The sequence below is a fragment of the Streptomyces sp. NPDC020299 genome, assembly GCF_044387825.1.
GTDB lineage: Bacteria > Actinomycetota > Actinomycetes > Streptomycetales > Streptomycetaceae > Streptomyces.
In genome coordinates this window covers 12,359-30,821 of the sequence record NZ_JBIRWL010000035.1, presented here as the reverse complement: position 1 = coordinate 30,821, position 18,463 = coordinate 12,359, and the positions used below count along the sequence as shown (strand labels likewise).

Below are 18,463 nucleotides of genomic sequence, written 5' to 3'. Positions count from 1 at the left end.
GCGCCCCTTCTCCTTCGCGCACCCGCGGGCCTCTTCTTCGGCGAGGGCCCCGACGGGCCCTGCGGAAACCATCCTGCCCCGTGATCGCACGGATTCTCAGGACCGACGGTAGCGACTGAAAAGGAATCCGGTCTCCTCCAGCAGGGACACGAGCCCGAACCGCCGGGGCACATCGACCGACGGCCCCCCGGCGATGCGCTGCGCGTCCCCCGCGGTGAGCATCGGGGAGACGGTCAGGCAGAGCTCGTCGAGCACCTCCGCGGCCACGAGCTGCCCGAGCAGCCGGGGACCGCCCTCGGTGAGCAGCCGGGTGTGGCCGAGGCCGGCGAGGGCCTGGACGGCGCGCGCCGGGTCCACGCCGACGCCGTCGCCCGCGACCACCACGCGGGCGCCCGCCTTCTCGGCGGCGGCGACCCGGTCGGGGGCCGCCGCGGCGCCGGTCAGGATCAGGGTGGGCACGAGGGGCGAGGTGAACAGGGGGAGGGAGAAGTCGAGGTCCAGGCTCGCGGTGACGACCGCGATCGCCGGGGCGGGGCTCTGCCCGGCCGCGGCCCGCAGCCCCGCGAACTCCGCGCGCTCCCGGGCCGGGCGGTACCCCTCCTGCCGTACCGTTTCCGCGCCCACGACCACGACATCGGCCAGCGCCCGCAGTGTGCCGAAGATCCGCATGTCGGTCGCGTTGGAGATGGGGTGCGAGCGGCCCTCGTGCTGGGCGGCACCGTCGAGGGTGGACACCATGTTGGCCCGCAGCCAGGGCACCGGCCCTCCAGGCGCCCCGCTGAGCACGGCCGGTTCGGGGTAGGCGTAGGCGGCGGCGAGCTCGGCGAGGCTCCACTCTCGGTCGACGAGAGCATCGGGAGCGGGCACCGCCGAGGGTGTTTCGTCGGTCACAGGGAACAGGCGTCGCATGCCGTGCAGTGTTCCACGCCGCTTAGCATGGGGAACCGTGTCGTCCTCCACAGCCGCCTCCGGTTCCACCGCCGCCTCCGGGCTCAGCCCCCTGGCCGACGCGGCCATGATGTCCCTGTGCGCCCGCGAGCCGCACGTCCCCGCGGACCGGCTGGTCGCCGAGATGGTGCCACCGCCGCGCTTCGACTCGGTGCGCTTCGCCACGTACATCCCGGACCCGAACCAGCCGAGCCAGACCGAGGCGGTACGGGTCCTGGAGGGCTTCGCGGCCGGGATCGGGGGCACGCCCGCGGGCGGCAACGCCAGGCGGGGGCTGTTCGGCTTCGGCAGGGCGAAGGCCGCCAAGACCCCGGCCGGTCCCCGCGGCGTCTACCTGGACGGCGGCTACGGCGTCGGCAAGACCCACCTCCTCGCCTCCCTCTGGCACGCCGCCCCGGCCGATCCCTCCCGCAAGGCGTTCGGCACGTTCGTCGAGCTGACGAACCTGGTCGGCGCGCTCGGCTTCCAGAAGACGGTGCAGACGCTCTCCGGGCACAGCCTGCTGTGCATCGACGAGTTCGAGCTCGACGACCCGGGCGACACCGTCCTGGTGTCCACGCTGCTCGGCAAGCTGGTGGAGGCGGGCGTGGCGCTCGCGGCCACCTCCAACACGCTGCCCGGCAAACTCGGCGAGGGCCGGTTCGCGGCGGCCGACTTCCTGCGGGAGATCCAGGGCCTGTCCGCCCACTTCCGCGCGCTGCGCATCGACGGCGAGGACTATCGCCACCGCGGCCTGCCCGAGGCGCCCGCGCCGTTCTCCGACGAGCAGGTGGCCGGGGCCGCGCACGTGACCGAGGGGGCGTCGCTGGACGACTTCCCGCACCTGCTGGACCACCTGGCCAAGGTCCACCCCAGCCGCTACGGCGCGCTGACCGACGGCCTGCGGGCCGTCTGCCTCACCGGGGTGCGGCCGGTCCCCGACCAGTCGACCGCCCTCAGGCTCGTCGTCCTGGCGGACCGGCTCTACGACCGCGAGGTGCCGGTCCTGGCCTCGGGCCTGCCGTTCGACCAGCTGTTCAGCGAGGAGATGCTGAACGGCGGCTACCGCAAGAAGTACTTCCGCGCGATATCCCGCCTCACCGCGCTCGCGAGGGATGCCAAGGGCCTGGTACCGGCCGAGTAGAGCCCGAGCAGGGGCTGCAGGCGTCAATATCACAACCAGAATCACCGATCAAGGACCAGTTCAGGTCACTCCATCGGTGGTTTTCACGCTCCTCTCGGCGTGTAACGCGGTGTTTACCTCGCGAATATCTTTGCTGAGTTACGGTTCTTCTTGACCATCCATTGACCAACCCTTGGCATGGACCAGAGGCGTGACCGCGGGAAGGGGGGCGCATGTTCCGAGGTACGACGGCCCGGGCCGTGATCTCGCTCCTCGCCGCCGCCCTGCTCGCGCTACAGCTCTTCACGCCCACCGGAAACTTCGCGTCCGCGCACACTTCCCGTCAGGTGGAGGCCAAGGCTCAGCCCGGAATCAAGCCCTCCTCGAAGCCGGTACGCGACGGTTCCGACACGTTCCGCGATCTGAGCTCCACCGGGGATCCGGCCGGTCCCCCGCACACCCGCAACCGCCACCGCACAGCCGCCTCCGGGTGGGCGCTCGAACGCCCGCTGCCGACCCGGGATCCGGCGGTCGCGCACCCGGCGGCCGCACCCCGTGGGACGCACCACCGCACAGACAGACCCGTGAGAGCACCCTCTCCGGCCGCGCTGCAGGTCTTCCGCTGCTGAGAGCCGGGTGCTGTTCCCGCCCCGTCCCCCCACATCCGTCGTGCAAGCCCGACGCGCCGTCGTGGCGCGCCAGGAGGAGTCCACACACATGCAGCAGCCCCTCATCGACAACGCCCGTACGTTCGGACAGCGCCCTGAGGAGTTTGCCAAGCTGGCCGAAGGCCAGTCCCCGCAGGTGCTGTTCATCACCTGCTCCGATTCCCGGGTCGTCCCGGCCCTGATCACGGGCGCCCGCCCCGGCGAGCTCTTCGAGCTGCGCACCGCGGGCAACATCGTCCCCCCGTACGCCTCGGAGCACCCCTGCAGCGAGGCGGCCACGATCGAGTACGCGATCGAGGTGCTCGGTGTCCGGGACGTGGTCGTCTGCGGCCACTCCCACTGCGGAGCCGTCGGCGCGCTGGTGCGCGGTGACGACCTCGACGCCGTGCCCGCCGTGCGCGACTGGCTCTCGCACGCCACACCCCGGCCCAAGGGGGCCGTGGAGGACCCGGCGGTCGCCGAGGGCGTGCAGAGCCACGTCCTGACCCAGCTGCTGCGGCTGCGCTCGTACCCGTGCGTCGCCGAGAAGCTGGAGCAGGGCCGGCTGGCCCTGCATGCCTGGTACTACGAGGTGCACACCGGCGCCGTACGGACGCACCGCCCGCAGACCGACACCTTCGAGTCCCTGTGAGCGGGCGGATGACCAACGTGACCTCCATATCCCCGACGCCCCCGAAGTCCCGGTTCCCGTACCTGAAGCAGGACTTCGCCTCCTCGCTCGTCGTGTTCCTGGTCGCGCTCCCGCTGTGCGTGGGCGTGGCCGTCGCCTCCGGAGTCCCGGCCGAGCTGGGACTGGTGACCGGCATCGTGGGCGGCATCGTCACCGGGCTGATGCGTGGCAGCAGCCTTCAGGTGTCCGGGCCGGCCGCCGGGCTGACCGTGCTGGTGTTCGAGGCGGTGGAGGAGTTCGGGCTGCCCGCGCTCGGTGCCATCGTGCTCGCCACCGGTCTGCTCCAGGTCCTGATGGGCGTGCTCAAGCTGGGCCGCTACTTCCGGGCCATCTCCGTGTCCGTCGTCGAGGGCATGCTGGCCGGTATCGGCCTGGTGCTGATCGCCGGACAGCTCTATCCGGCGCTGGCCGCCAAGGCCCCCGACTCGGGCCTGGGCAAGATAGCCGGGCTCCCGGGGGCTTTCGCCGACGCCCTCGGGGACACCGGGGCGATGGCGTCCTTCGCGCTCGGCGCGGGCACGATAGCCGTGCTGCTGCTGTGGAAGTACGCGCCGGCGAAGGTGCGTACGGTCCCGGGGCCGCTCGCCGCGGTCGGGCTCGCCACGCTGGCCGCCCTGGTTCTGTCCCTGCCCGTGGCCACCGTCGAGGTCAAGGGGCTGCTCGACTCGATCCAGCCGCCGCCGATGAGCTCCTTCGGGGACCTGGCGGGCCTCGGAGTGCTCGGCACGATCGTCGCGTTCACGTTGATCGCGTCCGCCGAGTCGCTGTTCAGCGCGGCGGCGGTGGACCGGCTGCACGACGGGCCGCGCACCCAGTACGACAAGGAGCTCGTCGCCCAGGGCGCGGGCAACACCCTGTGCGGGCTGCTCGGCGCGCTGCCGATGACCGCGGTGATCGTGCGCAGCGCGGCGAACGTCCAGGCGGGCGCGCGGACCAAGGCGTCCCGGGTGCTGCACGGCGTCTGGCTGCTGCTGTTCGCGGCGCTGCTGCCGGACGTCCTCGGCTACATCCCGATCCCGGCGCTCGCGGGCATCCTGATCTACTCGGGCGCCAAGCTCGTGCCCGTTCGCTCGCTCGGCGCCCTGTGGCGCGAGCACCGCGGCGAGGCGGTGATCCTCACCGTCACGGCGGTGTCGATCGTCGCGGTCAGCATGTTCGAGGGCGTGCTCATCGGGCTCGCGCTGGCCATCGTGAAGACCGCCTGGGAGGCCTCGCACATCAAGCTGGAGGTCGTCGACAAGGGCGCGGGTCCGGTCCAGGCGTACCTGACCGGCAACGCGACCTTCCTGCGGCTGCCGAAGATCCTCGACACCCTGGAGGCCCTTCCCCAGGACCGCCCGGTCCAGCTCGACCTCTCGGGCCTGCACCACCTCGACCACGCCTGCCGCACGGCCCTGGAGAACTGGGCCGAACGCCACAGCGCGGCAGGCACGGAACCGGTACGCCTGATGGCGGCCTAGCCACCCGCCCGGGCGGGCCACCACACCGTGGTGGCCCGCCCGGGCGCCACCCGGCCTCGTGCGGGAGCGTCCAGACGACGCCTCAACAGTCGTCCGGCTCGAAGCAAGGGACGAGCGCCTCGCTCGGGAATCACGCGGAGCTGCTCGACGCGCCCTGGCCGGCGACTGCGCCGGGAACGCGGACCGGGATCACACCGGCCCGTGCCGGGTGTCCGTGGCGGCGATCAGGTCCGAGACCTTCACGAAGCGGTAGCCGCGCTTGCGCAGTTCCGGTACGACCGTGCGTACGGCCCGTTCGGTCGTGGGGGCCGCGCTGCGGGTGCAGTGCATGACCACGACCGACCCCGGCTTCACCCCGTCCAGCACCTGCCGGGCCACCGCGTCCGCGTCCGTGGCGAACGCGTCGCCGCTCACCACGTCCCACTGCACCGCGGTGACATGGAGGCCGCTCAGCGCGCGCAGTGCCTTCTGGTCGTAGCAGCCGCCGGGGAAGCGGAAGTACGGCATCGGGTGCGGCACGCCCGCCTTGCGGATGGCGGTGTACGCCCGCTCCACGTCCGAGCGCATCCGGTCCGCGGAGACCCTCGGCAGGCCGTAGCAGTCGCCGGTGAAGGCGTAGTGGCTGTAGGAGTGGTTGGCGATCTCGAACTGCGGGTCGTGGCCGAGGGAGCGGGCCTCGGCCGGGTACTCGTCGGCCCACCGGCCGGTCATGAAGACGGTGGCCGGCACCTTCAGCGCACGCAGCGTGGCGATCAGCGCCGGGTTGTCGAAGTGCTCGCCCGCCGCCGCGCGCGGCCCCTGGTCGGCGGTCATGTCGGCGTCGAAGGTCAGCGCGACCGTCTTGCCCCGCGTACGCGGCCCGTTCTCGAAGACCGGGGTCAGGCCGCCCGGGCCGGGGGCGAGCGTGGGCGGGTGCGCGGCGGAGGGGGCGGGCCGGGCGGGGGCCGGGTGGCCGGCGCCGGGCGCCCCGGCGGTGCCGCAGGCGGCGAGGGCCGCGCTCAGGGCGCAGACGGCGGTCATGCGTCGTACGGATCTGATCACCGTACGAAAATAGGGCGAATTGCGCCTAAATAAGACGATCTGATGTATGGCTCGACCGTGCGGTCACCCGCCCGGCGGCAGCCCTCTCACACGTCCCGCTGCTCCAGGGGTTTGACCGCCGGGCCCTGGACCACCTCGCCGTCGATGTCGAAACGGGAGCCGTGGCACGGGCACTCCCAGGCACGTTCGGCCGAGTTGAAGGCGACCAGGCAGCCCAGATGGGTGCACCGGGCCGAGAGGGCGTGCAGGTTGCCGCCCTCGTCGCGGTGGACGGCCAGCCGTTCGTGCCCGGCGTGCACCACCGCTCCCCCGCCCGGGCCGATCTCCTCGACCGCCGGCGACGACCGCAGCCGGTCCCCGACGAAGTGCCGGGCGACCTGCGCCTGGTGCTTGAGGAACGCCGGCGCCTCCCGCACGGCCGACTTCACCCGCCGCGGGTCGTACAGCCCCGCCCACGGACTGTCCCGGCCGGTGATCAGCGAGGTGAGCAGCAGCCCGGCCATCATGCCGCCGCTCAGCCCCCAGCCGCCGAAGCCGGTGGCGACGTACGTGTGCCGGGCACCCGGGTGCAGTGGGCCCACCAGCGGCACGGTGTCGGTCGGGTCGTTGTCCTGGGTGGCCCAGGCGTGGGTGGGCTCCACGCCGGGGAAGTGCTCGCCGGCCCACGCCGCCAGGCGCTCGAAGCGGGCCGGGGTGTCGCCGGTGCCGGGCGTGAAGTGCTCCCCGGTGACGACGAGCAGCCGCTGCCCGTCCGCACCGCAGGGCGCGGTGCGCACCGAGCGGGTGTCCTCCTCCGGCGTGATGTACATGCCGTCGGGGTCCCGGCTCGCGTCGAGCCTTCCGGCGACGACCAGTTCGCGGCGCGGCGAGAGACGGGTGAACAGCAGGGCGCGGTCGAAGACCGGGTAATGGGTGGCGACCACGACGTGCCGGGCTGTCACCGTGGCGCCCGAGGCGGTGGTCAGCCTGCACGGCTCGCCCTCCTCCAGACCGGTGACCGTGGTGTCCTCGTACACCTGGCCGCCGCGCGCGAGCAGGTCCTCGGTAAGGGCCAGCAGGTACTTGCGCGGGTGGAACTGCGCCTGCCCGGTCACCTCCACCGCGCCCGCCACCGCGAACGGCAGGCCCGTCCTGGTCACGAACGAGGCCGGCAGCCCGGCCTCCCGCGCGGCCTCCGCCTCCGCCCGCACCTCCTCCACCCGGCTGCCGTCACGGACGAACGTGAAGGCGCTCCTGCGCTCCCAGTCGCACGCGATGCCCAGTTCCTCCACCAGCGCGGCGGCGTGCTCGATCGCCTCCGACTGGGAGCGGGCGTACAGCCGGGCGCCCTCGGCCCCCCGGGTGCGGCGCAGCTTGTCGTAGATCAGCGTGTGCTGCGCGGTCAGCTTGGCGGTGGTGTGCCCGGTGACCCCGGCCGCCACCCGCCGCGCCTCCAGGACCGCCACGCCGAGCCCGGCCCGCGCCAGCTCGTACGCCGTGCTCAGCCCGGCCACCCCCGCGCCGATCACGGCCACGTCGACGTCCAGGTCCTCCGTCAGGGCGGGGCGGGACGGGCCCGGTGCCGTCTGAAGCCAGTACGAACCACTCAGCTGCCGGTACTCGCTCATGGCCGCCGGGTACCCCGTCACGCTCGTGTCGACCATGTCCTGCCGCCGTCACCCCTCCTTCAGCAGCCGCTCCCGGCACCGGTCCACGTCGAAGTCCGCCGACGGATACGGGGGGTCCAGTTCCTCCAGGTGGGCCAGGAGGAGGCGGCTGACCGCCCAGTCGCGGTACCACTTGTGGTCCGCCGGGACCACGTACCAGGGCGCGGCCGGGGTCGAGCAGCGCTCCAGGGCGATCTCGTACGCCTCCTGGTAGGCGGGCCACCTGGCGCGCTCCTCGATGTCGCCGGGGTCGAACTTCCAGTGCTTGTCCGGGTGGTCGAGGCGTTTGAGGAGGCGGCGGCGCTGTTCCTCGTACGAGATGTGCAGGAAGCACTTGACGACGGTGACGCCGTCCGCGGTGAGGGTCCGCTCGAAGTCGTTGATCTGGGGGTAGCGCAGCTCGATCTCGGTGCTCGGGGCTAGGCCGTGGACACGGGCGATCAGGACGTCTTCATAGTGCGAGCGGTCGAAGACGCCGATCTCGCCCGGTTCGGGCAGCGCCTTGCGGACGCGCCAGAGGAAGTGGTGCCTTCGCTCCTCGTCGGTCGGCTGCTTGAAGGCCTGGAGCCGGCAGCCGGACGGGTTGCACAGGCCGATGACGTGCTTGACCGTGCCGCCCTTGCCGCTGGTGTCCATCCCCTGGAGGACGAGCAGCAGGCGGCGGCGGTCGCCGCAGGTGCCCGCCGCCCACAGGCGCTCCTGGAGGCCGGCCAGGCGCTCGCCCGTCCGCGCGGTGGCGAGCCGGGCTGCGGCCTTGCCGCCCGGGTCGCCGGGGGTGGCCGCGGTGTCGTAGGCGGCCAGGTCGACCGGCTCGCCGCCGGGGACGCGCAGCCGCTCGCGGAGGTCCGGGCTCTTCTTCGCGTTCACGTCAGCGACCGTAGCGGCCGGTGAGCGTGCCCTGGGCGAGGGTGTGGCCGGTCAGGGCGGTGCGGACGGTGTCGGCGGTGGCACCGGACGGCAGGCCGTTCAGGGGCCGGTCGGTGGCGTACACCGAGAAGACGTACCGGTGCGGCCGGTCGCCCCTGGGCGGGCACGGGCCGCCGTAGCCGGTCTTCCCGAAGCCGTTGCGGCCCTGGGTCGCGTCCGCCGGGACCCGACCGGCGGCCAGTCGTGTCTCGTGCGGGTCGATGCCCCACACCAGCCAGTGCGTGAACGTGCCGTGCGGGGCGTCGGGGTCCTCGGCCAGGACGACCAGGGCGGCGGTGTGCGCCGGTACGCCGGTGAGGGCGAGCGGGGGCGACACGTCCTCGCCGTCGCAGGTGTGGCGGCGCGGGATCGTGCCGCCCTCGGCGAAGGCGGAACTCGTCACCGTGATGCGGTGCGCCGCGGTGGCGGAGGGCGCGGACGAGTCGCCGCCGCCGGTGTCCGCGCAGCCGGAGACGACGCCGATCGCGGTCACCACCGTGGCGATCACGGAGCCCGGTCGCATGCAGCGCACGCTAGCCGTGGCGCGGGAGCGCGTCGGTGATTGCGGTCGGCTGCTGTCCCCTCTCCAGGAAGCGCAGCAGCTCCACCGGAATGGGCAGTACCAGCGTGGAGTTCTTCTCCGCCGCCACGGCCATCACCGTCTGCAGCAGCCGCAGCTGCAGGGCGGAGGGCGTGTCGGCCATCTGCTGCGCGGCCTCGGCCAGCTTCTTGGAGGCCTGGAGTTCGGCGTCGGCGTTGATGATCCTCGCCCGGCGCTCACGGTCGGCCTCGGCCTGACGGGCCATGGAGCGCTTCATCGTGTCCGGCAGGGACACGTCCTTGATCTCCACCCGGTCGATGGTGACGCCCCATTCCACGGCCGGGCTGTCGATCATCAGCTCGAGCCCCTGGTTCAGCTTCTCGCGGTTGGACAGCAGGTCGTCGAGGTCGCTCTTGCCGATGATGGACCTGAGCGAGGTCTGCGCCATCTGGGAGACCGCGAACCGGTAGTCCTCGACCCGGATGATCGCGCTGGTCGGGTCGACGACCTTGAAGTAGACGACGGCGTCCACCCGCACGGTCACGTTGTCCCGGGTGATGCCCTCCTGCGCGGGCACCGGCATCGTGACGATCTGCATGTTGACCTTGCGCAGCCGGTCGACCATGGGAATGATCATGGTGAAGCCCGGCGGCCGCTGCGCGTCCCTGACCCGGCCCAGCCGGAAGACCACCCCACGCTCGTACTGCTTGACGACCCGCGCCGCGGCGGCCAGGTACACCAGGCCCGCGGCACCGGCTGCCACGATCGCGCCCACCAGTTCCTGGATCATGACGACCTCCTCCACACCAGAGGCATCGTCTTGTAACGATATGCCCGCACCCGTCCCGAGGCCATGCCCTGGCTAGTAGGGCCGACGGGCCGCCGTATGCCGAGTGCGTGCTGTGCCGGGAGGTGACGGAGTACCCGGAGTCGTACAAGGGCATCACTCTCTGCCCTGTGTGCATGGGGGTCCCCCCGCTCGAGCGAAGCCGAGAGTGGGGGAGGCAGGAGGCGCAGGGCACCGCCTGTTCAGGGTGACCGGCGGGCGGTGAGCGCGCAGGCCAGGGCCGAGGCGGCGGTGGCGAGCAGGGCCGCTCCGGCGAGTGGGAGCAGCGGCACCGGGACGTGGCCGGACTGTGAGCCGGTGACCAGGCCGTGCACCGCCGCCTGTGCCGGGGAGCCGGCCACGACCAGCACCAGCAGCGCGGCCAGCAGCATCGTGGGTACGGCTCGGCCGGGCGAGCGCAGCAGCGGCCAGTTGGTGAGGGCGCCGACGGCCGTGCCCAGCAGGGCGCAGGCCAGCGTGGCCAGGATCCCGGCGGCGCCGGCGTCGAGGCGCGGTACGCGGACCCGGTCCCCGACGCTCGCGGGATCGCTGATCCGGGTCACGACCAGGGTGGCCACCGTGCCGAGCGCCGCCGAGGCGGACAGGGCGACCAGCAGGCAGGCGAGGTGCGCTCTGCCGGGTCCGGCCGCCGCGGCGACGCAGGTACGGGCGGCGGGCGGCTCGTTGGTGACGCAGATCCGCACCAGCCAGGCGGCGACCGGCAGCAGGGCGGCGGCGGTGTAGCCGAGCGAGTCGAGCACCGGCTGCCCGCTCTGCACACCGACGGCCAGGAAGGCCGCGTACAGGATGAACGGCGGCAGCCAGCGCTGGGAGCGCAGCAACAGGGCGGCCTGGTAACGCAGGAGGGCGGTCATGGACGGCCTTCGGAGTCGGGGTCACGGTGGTGGAGGTCGCGGTGGTCGAGATCGCGGGGGCCGGGGTCACGGGGGCCGGGGCGCACGCTCACCACGTGCCAGGGCGGGCGGGCCGTCAGGAGGGCGCGCAGGACGACGTCCGAATGGGAGGCGGGGACGTGGAGCAGGTGCGTGCCGGGCGGCTCTTCCCCGGCCGTGCTCACCACCCGGGCCGCCTCGTCGGGCAGTCGGCCGCCGGGCGGGCCCTGCACGGTGAGGAGCGTGTGCGGTCCGGCCGGTGAAGCCGCCTGCTCCGTACGGTGTTCGAGGGCGCCGTCGACGACCGCGTACGTCGCGTCGGCCGCGCCCGCCAGGCGGCGCGGGTCGTGGTCGACGAACACGACGGCACCCCCGGCGGCGACGCGTTCGGCCACCGCTCGCTCCAACTCCGCGCGCGCCGCCGTGTCCAGTCCGCTCCAGGCCTCGTCGAGCACGAGCAGCTCCGGCTCGGCGAGCAGCGCCTGCGCGACCGCCACCTTCTGGCTGCTGCCCTTGGACAGCTGGTCCATCGGTGTCCCGGCGTACGCTCCCGCGCCGAAGCGGTCCAGCCACTCGGCCGCCGCGCGCGGTGCCGTCCGGCGGGACAGGCCGTGGATGGTGCCCAGGTGGGTCAGGTAGCCGACGGCGGTGAAGGGCAGGGCCGACGGGAACCTCTCCGGGACGTAGGCGGTGCGGGGGCGGCCGGTGACGCGGCCCTCGGTGGGGGCGTCGATCCCGGCGAGCAGCCGCAGCAGCGTGGACTTGCCGGTGCCGTTGGCGCCTTCGACGCGGGTGAGTGTTCCCGGGGCGACGGTCAGCCGGACGTTCCTCAGCACCCAGGGACCGCGCAGGCCGTAGCGGCGGCCCACGCCTTCCAGCTTCAACTCACCTGTCATGAGCGGTCATCCTCGCTCCTGCCTCCCGCGTCCGTACACGCCCGGTGGAGGGGATCTTCCGCCTGGCAGACTGGAGGACGTGACCAGTGATCCCACCGTTCCCGGCGACAGCCCCTTCCGTTCCGAGCGCTCCGCGCGCGACGAGGCTCCGCAGTTCGTGCTGCCCCTCGTCGCGCGGATCGAGAAGGCGGCGCCGCCGGCGCGCACCGACGCGCTGGAGACCGCCGCCCGGGCCGTGCTCACGATGCTCGGCGACGCGCGGTCGGTGGCGGACGGCGAGTGGGCGCGGGCCATGCGGGACTGGGAGGACGCCCGGATCCGGAAGGTGGTCAGGCGGGCGCGGGGGGCCGAGTGGCGGCGGGCGGAGGCCCTGCCCGGCATCACGGTCACCGGGAAGGCGGCGGAGGTACGCGTGTTCCCACCCGTCCCCCTGGACGGCTGGCCGAAGGACCTGGCCAGGCTCCAGGTGTCGGGTACCGAGCTGGACGACCCGGAGCCGCCCGTGGACGCCGATCCCACGGCGCCCGTGCTGTGGCTGAACCCGGACGTGACGATGTCGGCGGGCAAGGCGATGGCCCAGGCCGGTCACGGCGCCCAGCTCGCCTGGTGGGAACTGTCCGACGAGGAGCGCACCGCCTGGCGCGAGGCGGGCTTCCCGCTGGCCGTGCGCACGGCCGCCCCGGCCCGGTGGTCCGAACTGACCCGTTCCGGCCTGCCGTTGGTGCGGGACGCCGGTTTCACCGAGATCGCGCCGGGCTCCTGCACCGTGGTCGCCGACCACCCCGCGCTGCGGTGACTCGGCCCGCCCTGGAGTGACGCGTCGACGCCACGGGCGCGAACCTCAAATGTTGCTCTGAAGGTGCGGGCCGCCGGGTTCGCGGTCCGCCGACGGGGCCATACCCCCGTCACGCCGGAACACGGGTGAGAGGGGGCGGCGATGCAACGACTGGGGACGGGGATCGGCTGGCGGCCGGAGATCGCGGACGCCGTGGAGCGCATGCCGGGCGTCGACTGGGTCGAGGTGGTGGCGGAGAACGTCTGCCCCGGGCACCTGCCCGAGTCGCTGCGGCGGCTGCGCGAGCGCGGGGTGACGGTGGTCCCGCACGGGGTCTCGCTCGGCCTCGGCGGCGCCGACCGGCCCGACGAGGGACGGCTGACCGCTCTCGCGGAACGGGCGGCGGCGTTGAGCGCCCCACTTGTCACCGAGCACATCGCGTTCGTACGGGCGGGCGGGCCGCTGACCGCCTCGCCGCGTCTGGAGGCGGGCCATCTGCTGCCCGTGCCGCGCACCCGGGACGCCCTCGACGTGCTGTGCGAGAACGTGCGCATCGCCCAGGACGCGCTGCCGGTGCCGCTCGCCGTGGAGAACATCGCCGCGCTGATCGCCTGGCCCGGCGAGGAGCTGACCGAGGGGCAGTTCCTGTACGAACTGGCCGACCGGACCGGGGTACGGCTGCTGATCGACGTGGCGAACCTGCACACCAACCACGTCAACCGGGCCGAGGACCCGGCCGAGGCACTGGCCGAGCTGCCCCTGGAGGCCATCGCGTACGTGCATGTCGCGGGCGGCTTCGAACGGGACGGCGTCTGGCACGACAGCCACGCCCACGCCGTGCCGCAGCCGGTCCTCGACATCCTGACCGGCCTCGCCGCCCGCGTCGATCCGCCGGGGGTGCTGCTGGAGCGGGACGAGAACTTTCCCGAACCAGCCGAGCTGGAGCGGGAGTTGCGGTCCATCCGGGGGGCCGTGACTGCTCGACACGTACGTACCTGGACTCGCACCACGACCCAAAGCCGCCGACCCCGTCGCCTCAGTGCCCACCGTGGTGACGTCCCGGTTGATCGGCAGACCTCTGCGGGGGCGCCTCATCGACGAGCGGCAGATCAAGGCCCTGGCGGAAGCCGTCGCCACGCTGCACAGCGCAGTGCCGCCGTCAGCACTTGACGAAGTCCCCCTCAGACCTGGACGCCAAGGCGAACTCATCTCCCACATCGACGCCTGGTCCGCGCGCACCCACACCCCCGCCAGCAGCTCTGTGTCCCTGGCCATGGCTGCGGGCATAGCGTGGCTGGCCAAGTCGGGCCTCGACACTCCGGGCGAGCCATCGGTGCCCGCAGTCTTCGGCCCTGGCGACGGCAACCTCGCCAACTACCTTTGGGACGGTTCAAAGGTTCGGGTCGTCGACTTCGAGGACTCCGGCCGCAGCGATCGCGCCTTCGAACTGGCGGAGATCACCGAACATGTGTCGAGCTGGGTGGACCACCCTCTTGATGTCCCCGCCTTCCTGGGACACTTCAACCTGACCCCCGCTGAAACCTCCCGGCTCCGAGAGTGCCGACGGCTCCTCGCCCTCGTCTGGCTCTTCCTGCTCTCATTCGACGATCCGGACCATCCCAGAAACCCGCCCGGCACTGCGGATCGACAGGCCGACCGTCTGCTGGAACTGCTGGACTGAAAGAACATTCCCTGCCACCTCGCTGGGCGGGATGCGTTGTTGCACAGGACCACTCGGACGAGCGACGGCATTGACCCAACACCAACGTCGCAGACATGTAGCCTATGAATCGTCGCAGTTCAGAGCAGGTTCACGAGCTTCCGCGGTCGGTAAAGTCGACGGCCCCCTCAACCCGTACGCGGCGCAGCCCGAGCGGCGCCCCGAGGGCTACACGACGATCCGGGTGGCCCTGCACCCCGGTCGCGCCCTGCGGGTCTGGCTGAACCCGGCCCACGGACCGGCGCTCCTTGACCTCGGCTACGACCTGTGCTGGGCCACCACGTGGATGGACGCGGCCAACCGCTGGATCGCCCCGGTCGTCGGCCTGCCCGAGCTGCCGTACGTCGACTTCGGCGCGGGCCTATTCGCCCTGCGGCCCGACGGCGTCCACTGGAAGACCGAGGCCATCGTGGCCCACGCCGCCGACCGCCCCTTCGCCTGGGTGGACGACGAACAGAGCCCGGCCGACACGGCGTACGTGCGGGCCCACCATGACGGGCCCGCACTGCTCCACCACGTCAACCCGAGGATCGGACTGCGCGCGGAGGACTTCACGGTCCTGGCGGACTTCGCGGCCTCCCTCACACCCTGACGGACGGTGCCGCTCGTCAGACGAGGCAGCGCGCGAGAAACCACTGTGCCTCGTGTGCGGACAGCGTCAGTGAGTCCTCGTGCCCGGCGTCGATGACCAGGACCACTTCGTCGGTCGGCCAGTGAGCGGCCAACTGCCGCAAGGTGACGGGCCGGTAGCAGGGCACATGCGGGAAGGCCCGGAACAGCCGCTCCTCGGACGTGAACACACTGCAGGGCGTCCCTCGCCACGGTCTCGAAGACCTCTGCCGGGATATCAGTCATGGAGGCGTCCCCTTGCTGCAGGTGTCCGCCCTCGGTAGGCAGGACCTACCCGCGATCGACGCGATCATGCTGCCGAAGTCCCGGCCCGGCCGGCCCCCGGAACGAAAGCGCCCTTCCGGGCCCTCTCGGGGCCCTGGAAGGGCGCTCGGAGCCGCCGTCGATCAGTTGTGGCTGTGCAGGATCTCGTTCAGGCCGCCCCAGACCGCGTTGTTCGGGCGGGCCTCGACCGTGCCGGTGACCGAGTTGCGGCGGAAGAGGATGTGGGAGGCGCCGGAGAGTTCGCGGGCCTTGACGATCTGTCCGTCGGGCATGGTGATCCGGGTGCCCGCGGTGACGTAGAGGCCGGCCTCGACGACGCACTCGTCGCCGAGGGCGATGCCGACGCCCGCCTCGGCGCCGATCAGGCAGCGCTCGCCGATGGCGATGATCACGTTGCCGCCGCCGGAGAGCGTGCCCATGGTGGAGGCGCCGCCGCCGATGTCCGAGCCGTCGCCGACCACGACGCCCGCGGAGATACGGCCCTCGACCATGGAGGTGCCGAGGGTGCCCGCGTTGAAGTTCACGAAGCCCTCGTGCATGACCGTGGTGCCCTCGGCGAGGTGGGCGCCCAGGCGGACGCGGTCGGCGTCGGCGATGCGGACGCCCTTGGGGGCGACGTAGTCCGTCATGCGGGGGAACTTGTCGATCGAGGTGACCTGGAGGTGCAGGCCCTCGGCGCGGGCGTTCAGCCGCACCTTCTCGACGTCGTCCACGGCGACCGGGCCGAGCGAGGTCCAGGCGACGTTGGCGAGGTGGGCGAACATGCCGTCCAGGCTCTGGCCGTGCGGCTTGACCAGGCGGTGGGAGAGCAGGTGCAGGCGCAGGTAGACGTCGTGCGCGTCGATCGGCTTGTCGTCGAGCGAGGCGATGACCGTGCGGACCGCGACCACCTCGACGCCCCGGCGGGCGTCCGGGCCGATCGCCGCGGTCGCGCCGCCGCCGAGCTGCTGCGCGGCCTGCTCGGCGGACAGCCGCTCGGTGCCGGAGGGGCCGGGCTCCTCGGTCAGCTCCGGCGCGGGGAACCAGGTGTCGAGGACGGTCCCGTCTGCGGCGATCGTGGCGAGGCCCGCGGCGACGGCACCGGTGGTGCGTACGTTCTTGTCGGTCATGAGGGAAACCTAACGTGGCCCTGGCCGCTTGGGCGAACCGCGTCTCACGTGCCGAGCCGGCATGGACCGGCCCGCGCTACGCGGGCGCCCCGTCGATCAGCCGTGCCAGGGCGTCCCGCGCGTACTCCTCGTCGTACTCCGCTCCCGTCAGCAGCACCTGGAGGCAGATCCCGTCCATCAGGGCCAGCAGTGCCCTCGCCGTCGGCGGATCGGTGCGGGCCGCCAGCCGCCGGGCCGTCTCGTCGGTCCACTCGGCGGCGACGGGACGCAGGGCGGGACGGCGCAGGGCCGCCAGGTACAGCTCGTACTCCAGCTCCACGCCCGGCCGGTCCCCGCCCAGCCAGTCCCCGAGGACCCGCGCGAGCCGCGCCGCGAGGTCGCCGCCCGGGTCGTCCAGGACGGCGCTGTCGGCGAGCACCTTGGCGAAGCCCTCGTTGGTCTGGCGGAGCGCGGCCACCATGAGGTCGTCGAGCGTCGCGAAGTGGTACGTCGTGGAGCCCAGCGGGACGTCCGCCTCGGCTGCGACCGAGCGATGGCTCAGACCCGCGATGCCCTTCCTCCCTGCCACCCGGATCGCCGCGTCGATGATCCGCTGCCGCCGCTCGGGGTCGTAACGCCGGGGCATCAGTGAGCGCCTCCCAGGTTGAGCACCACCACTCCCGCGACGATCAGCAGGATCCCGGCGACCTTGGTCGCGCTCAGTCCCTCACCGAACAGCATCAGGCCGATCACGGCGATGGTCGCGGTGCCCACCCCGGCCCAGATGGCGTACGCCGTTCCGATGGAGACGGTCTTCAGGGTCTGGGCGAGCAGGGCGAAGGAGAGGACGTAACCGAGGGCGGTCAGCAGTGAGGGGCCGAGCCTGCTGAAGCCTTCGCTGTACTTCATCGCGGTCGTGGCGACCACCTCGGCGGCGATGGCGCAGCCGAGCAACAGGTATCCCATGTGTACGAGCGTACATAACGGCGCGGGACAGGTCACCCCTTCGGTGACCAGTCGCCTCAGCGGGCCCACGGTTCGCTCGGCGACGGTGTCCGCGTCCGGGCCCGGCTCATGGAAACGGTTTCCCGCCGGACCGCGGTCCAGCGGGCGAGACCGGCGCGGCCGGCGGGCTCGTACAGCCGGAACGGGGACAGCCCAGGACGAACGGAGTGTGCAGTCCCACGCGGAACTTGAGTTGGTTTCATTTTCATGGAAACCGCTCGCTCAAACGATTCCCGACGACCCGTCGGCTCCACTAGTGTTTCACCGCTCACATACTTCCCCCTCACACCCCCGGCCGCCGCCCCGCGCGCCGCTGGAGGACATCAGCGCATGCAAGACACCACGCCCCAGCCCCCTCGGAACGAGCCTTGGGAGAACGGCTGGGCCCCCGATACGTCCCGGACTCCCGGAACCCGAAGACTCTGGCTCGCCGGCGGGCTGGCCACGGCGACGATCGTCGCCTGTGTGACGGCGATAGCCGTGAACCACAACGCTCCTGACAGGTCGTCGCCCCAGGCGAAGTCGGCGACCTCCACCGAGGGCGGTCCCGGTCTGCTCTCCTTCGCCTCGCCCTCGGCGAGTACCAAGGCCGCGCCCGGAACGAAGAGCCTTCCGTCCTCGGCCAAGGCCACCGCCACGGCCTCGACCTCCCCGGACGGCGGCAAGGAGGGGCCCAAGGCCTCCGCCAAGCCGTCCAAGTCCTCGGGGTCGTCCGGCTCGTCCGGAAAGGGCTCCGACGGGACAGGCTCGGGCGGAAGCGGCTCGGGCGGAAACAGCTCGGACGGCGGCGGTTCGCACGGCGGTTCGCACGGCTCGGAGACCTCGTCGGCCTGGAAGTCCGTCCGGGCGGTCAACTACCCGGACCGCTACTGGCATGTCAGCGGCGGCTACGTGAAGCTCGATCCGATCGGCTCCGGCTACGCGCGCCGCGACGCCACCTTCAAGGTGGTCAACGGCCTCGCCAACAGCTCCTGTTACTCCTTCGCCACGGCCGACGGCGGCTATCTGCGGCACCGCAACTTCGTCCTGCGTTCCGAGCGCTACGACGGCTCGTCCCTGTTCAAGCAGGACGCCACCTTCTGCCCGCGGGCGTCCATGTACTCGGGCGCGGTGATGCTGGAGTCGGTGAACTACCCCGGCCGCTTCCTGCGTCACCAGAACTTCCTGCTCAAGCTGGACTCGTACCAGAACAGCAACCAGTACTGGCAGGACTCGGCGTTCAAGCTGGTCGACGGCCTCGCCTGAACACAGGAGAAGCGGGGGGGCCCCCCCCGGGGGGCCCCCCCCCCCCCTGGCCCAAAAGAAAAAAGGGCCGGGCCCCACCCCGGGGAAGACGGTTTATACGAGGGCCCCCCCCCGCTCGACCCCCGCGGGCGGGGTAGTT

Annotated in this window: 20 protein-coding genes and 2 pseudogenes; 10 read left to right on the top strand and 12 right to left on the bottom strand. The window is 72.3% G+C overall.

What is annotated here, in order from left to right:
• Nucleotides 1-96 precede the first annotated feature (96 nt).
• Nucleotides 97-909, bottom strand: a complete 813-nt coding sequence (locus ACH45E_RS44785; protein ID WP_361436951.1) for a pyrimidine reductase family protein — start codon at nt 907-909, stop codon at nt 97-99.
• Between ACH45E_RS44785 and zapE the strand changes: the two genes are divergently transcribed.
• From zapE to ACH45E_RS44765, 4 genes are all read left to right on the top strand, one after another.
• Complete coding sequence (zapE, locus tag ACH45E_RS44780) at nt 908-2,071, top strand: cell division protein ZapE (RefSeq protein ID WP_399042834.1); 1,164 nt, start codon at nt 908-910, stop codon at nt 2,069-2,071. The two genes, ACH45E_RS44785 and zapE, sit on opposite strands and share 2 nt — an antisense overlap.
• 212 nt (nt 2,072-2,283) lie before the next feature.
• Entirely contained in the window at nt 2,284-2,679 is a 396-nt protein-coding gene (locus tag ACH45E_RS44775) for a hypothetical protein (protein ID WP_361436953.1), read from the top strand.
• A gap of 88 nt (nt 2,680-2,767) precedes the next feature.
• Nucleotides 2,768-3,349, top strand: a complete 582-nt coding sequence (locus ACH45E_RS44770; RefSeq protein ID WP_361436956.1) for a carbonic anhydrase — start codon at nt 2,768-2,770, stop codon at nt 3,347-3,349.
• A gap of 17 nt (nt 3,350-3,366) precedes the next feature.
• Entirely contained in the window at nt 3,367-4,848 is a 1,482-nt protein-coding gene (locus ACH45E_RS44765) for a SulP family inorganic anion transporter (protein WP_361436959.1), read from the top strand.
• Between the two features lie 189 nt (nt 4,849-5,037).
• On the opposite strand, the gene ACH45E_RS44760 is transcribed toward ACH45E_RS44765, so the two are convergent.
• From ACH45E_RS44760 to ACH45E_RS44740, 5 genes are all read right to left on the bottom strand, one after another.
• On the bottom strand, nt 5,038-5,889 hold the full coding sequence (locus tag ACH45E_RS44760) for a polysaccharide deacetylase family protein (protein ID WP_361436961.1): 852 nt from the start codon (nt 5,887-5,889) through the stop codon (nt 5,038-5,040).
• An 86-nt stretch (nt 5,890-5,975) separates the two neighbouring features.
• The gene (locus tag ACH45E_RS44755; protein ID WP_361438179.1) at nt 5,976-7,496 is read right to left on the bottom strand and encodes an FAD-dependent oxidoreductase; all 1,521 of its coding nucleotides are present in this window, start codon (nt 7,494-7,496) and stop codon (nt 5,976-5,978) included.
• 48 nt (nt 7,497-7,544) lie between these two features.
• On the bottom strand, nt 7,545-8,402 hold the full coding sequence (locus ACH45E_RS44750; protein WP_361436963.1) for a polyphosphate kinase 2 family protein: 858 nt from the start codon (nt 8,400-8,402) through the stop codon (nt 7,545-7,547).
• A 1-nt stretch (nt 8,403) separates the two neighbouring features.
• Nucleotides 8,404-8,964 carry a YbhB/YbcL family Raf kinase inhibitor-like protein gene (locus ACH45E_RS44745; protein WP_361436966.1) on the bottom strand — a complete coding sequence of 187 codons (561 nt, stop codon included), beginning with the start codon at nt 8,962-8,964 and terminating at the stop codon, nt 8,404-8,406.
• A gap of 10 nt (nt 8,965-8,974) precedes the next feature.
• Nucleotides 8,975-9,772, bottom strand: a complete 798-nt coding sequence (locus ACH45E_RS44740) for a slipin family protein (RefSeq protein ID WP_361436968.1) — start codon at nt 9,770-9,772, stop codon at nt 8,975-8,977.
• A gap of 38 nt (nt 9,773-9,810) precedes the next feature.
• Here ACH45E_RS44740 and ACH45E_RS44735 point away from each other — a divergent pair, with 38 nt between their 5' ends.
• Entirely contained in the window at nt 9,811-10,020 is a 210-nt protein-coding gene (locus ACH45E_RS44735; RefSeq protein ID WP_361438181.1) for a hypothetical protein, read from the top strand.
• Here the strand turns inward: ACH45E_RS44735 and ACH45E_RS44730 are convergent.
• Together ACH45E_RS44730 and ACH45E_RS44725 are read right to left on the bottom strand one after the other, a co-directional pair.
• Nucleotides 10,012-10,683 (bottom strand): ABC transporter, encoded by a 672-nt coding sequence (locus ACH45E_RS44730; RefSeq protein ID WP_361436970.1) that lies wholly within the window; start codon nt 10,681-10,683, stop codon nt 10,012-10,014. The two genes, ACH45E_RS44735 and ACH45E_RS44730, sit on opposite strands and share 9 nt — an antisense overlap.
• Nucleotides 10,680-11,597 carry an ATP-binding cassette domain-containing protein gene (locus ACH45E_RS44725; RefSeq protein WP_361436972.1) on the bottom strand — a complete coding sequence of 306 codons (918 nt, stop codon included), beginning with the start codon at nt 11,595-11,597 and terminating at the stop codon, nt 10,680-10,682. The genes ACH45E_RS44730 and ACH45E_RS44725 overlap by 4 nt, the downstream gene beginning before the upstream one ends.
• Nucleotides 11,598-11,676: 79 nt before the next feature.
• Here ACH45E_RS44725 and ACH45E_RS44720 point away from each other — a divergent pair, with 79 nt between their 5' ends.
• The 4 genes and pseudogenes from ACH45E_RS44720 to ACH45E_RS44705 form a co-directional block, all read left to right on the top strand.
• Nucleotides 11,677-12,393, top strand: coding sequence for a peptidyl-tRNA hydrolase (locus tag ACH45E_RS44720; RefSeq protein WP_361436974.1), 717 nt, complete (start codon nt 11,677-11,679; stop codon nt 12,391-12,393).
• A gap of 141 nt (nt 12,394-12,534) precedes the next feature.
• A pseudogene (locus tag ACH45E_RS44715) lies at nt 12,535-13,347 on the top strand (DUF692 domain-containing protein); the annotation flags it as partial.
• 64 nt (nt 13,348-13,411) lie between these two features.
• A complete protein-coding gene (locus ACH45E_RS44710) occupies nt 13,412-14,053 on the top strand; it encodes a phosphotransferase (protein WP_399042829.1) in 642 nt (213 codons plus the stop codon).
• Nucleotides 14,054-14,207: 154 nt separating this feature from the next.
• Nucleotides 14,208-14,684, top strand: a pseudogene (locus tag ACH45E_RS44705) (hypothetical protein); the annotation flags it as partial.
• 16 nt (nt 14,685-14,700) lie between these two features.
• Here ACH45E_RS44705 and ACH45E_RS44700 read toward each other — a convergent pair.
• The 4 genes from ACH45E_RS44700 to ACH45E_RS44685 form a co-directional block, all read right to left on the bottom strand.
• Entirely contained in the window at nt 14,701-14,892 is a 192-nt protein-coding gene (locus tag ACH45E_RS44700; RefSeq protein WP_361436976.1) for a hypothetical protein, read from the bottom strand.
• A 216-nt stretch (nt 14,893-15,108) separates the two neighbouring features.
• Nucleotides 15,109-16,095 carry a 2,3,4,5-tetrahydropyridine-2,6-dicarboxylate N-succinyltransferase gene (gene dapD / locus ACH45E_RS44695; protein WP_361436979.1) on the bottom strand — a complete coding sequence of 329 codons (987 nt, stop codon included), beginning with the start codon at nt 16,093-16,095 and terminating at the stop codon, nt 15,109-15,111.
• A 76-nt stretch (nt 16,096-16,171) separates the two neighbouring features.
• On the bottom strand, nt 16,172-16,720 hold the full coding sequence (locus ACH45E_RS44690; protein WP_361436981.1) for a TetR family transcriptional regulator: 549 nt from the start codon (nt 16,718-16,720) through the stop codon (nt 16,172-16,174).
• The gene (locus ACH45E_RS44685; RefSeq protein ID WP_361436983.1) at nt 16,720-17,040 is read right to left on the bottom strand and encodes a multidrug efflux SMR transporter; all 321 of its coding nucleotides are present in this window, start codon (nt 17,038-17,040) and stop codon (nt 16,720-16,722) included. The genes ACH45E_RS44690 and ACH45E_RS44685 overlap by 1 nt, the downstream gene beginning before the upstream one ends.
• A gap of 369 nt (nt 17,041-17,409) precedes the next feature.
• On the opposite strand from ACH45E_RS44685, the gene ACH45E_RS44680 reads away from it, so the two are divergent.
• A complete protein-coding gene (locus ACH45E_RS44680; RefSeq protein WP_361436985.1) occupies nt 17,410-18,324 on the top strand; it encodes an AbfB domain-containing protein in 915 nt (304 codons plus the stop codon).
• Nucleotides 18,325-18,463 lie beyond the last annotated feature (139 nt).

What these genes read in the sequence shown, in the direction of transcription:
- zapE (WP_399042834.1), top strand. Translation starts at nt 908, where the DNA reads ATGCCGTGCAGTGTTCCACGCCGCTTAGCATGGGGAACCGTGTCGTCC.
- ACH45E_RS44785 (WP_361436951.1), bottom strand. Translation starts at nt 909, where the DNA reads ATGCGACGCCTGTTCCCTGTGACCGACGAAACACCCTCGGCGGTGCCC.
- ACH45E_RS44775 (WP_361436953.1), top strand. Translation starts at nt 2,284, where the DNA reads ATGTTCCGAGGTACGACGGCCCGGGCCGTGATCTCGCTCCTCGCCGCC.
- ACH45E_RS44770 (WP_361436956.1), top strand. Translation starts at nt 2,768, where the DNA reads ATGCAGCAGCCCCTCATCGACAACGCCCGTACGTTCGGACAGCGCCCT.
- ACH45E_RS44755 (WP_361438179.1), bottom strand. Translation starts at nt 7,496, where the DNA reads ATGAGCGAGTACCGGCAGCTGAGTGGTTCGTACTGGCTTCAGACGGCA.
- ACH45E_RS44745 (WP_361436966.1), bottom strand. Translation starts at nt 8,964, where the DNA reads ATGCGACCGGGCTCCGTGATCGCCACGGTGGTGACCGCGATCGGCGTC.
- ACH45E_RS44740 (WP_361436968.1), bottom strand. Translation starts at nt 9,772, where the DNA reads ATGATCCAGGAACTGGTGGGCGCGATCGTGGCAGCCGGTGCCGCGGGC.
- ACH45E_RS44730 (WP_361436970.1), bottom strand. Translation starts at nt 10,683, where the DNA reads ATGACCGCCCTCCTGCGTTACCAGGCCGCCCTGTTGCTGCGCTCCCAG.
- ACH45E_RS44725 (WP_361436972.1), bottom strand. Translation starts at nt 11,597, where the DNA reads ATGACAGGTGAGTTGAAGCTGGAAGGCGTGGGCCGCCGCTACGGCCTG.
- dapD (WP_361436979.1), bottom strand. Translation starts at nt 16,095, where the DNA reads ATGACCGACAAGAACGTACGCACCACCGGTGCCGTCGCCGCGGGCCTC.
- ACH45E_RS44690 (WP_361436981.1), bottom strand. Translation starts at nt 16,720, where the DNA reads ATGCCCCGGCGTTACGACCCCGAGCGGCGGCAGCGGATCATCGACGCG.
- ACH45E_RS44685 (WP_361436983.1), bottom strand. Translation starts at nt 17,040, where the DNA reads ATGGGATACCTGTTGCTCGGCTGCGCCATCGCCGCCGAGGTGGTCGCC.
- ACH45E_RS44680 (WP_361436985.1), top strand. Translation starts at nt 17,410, where the DNA reads ATGCAAGACACCACGCCCCAGCCCCCTCGGAACGAGCCTTGGGAGAAC.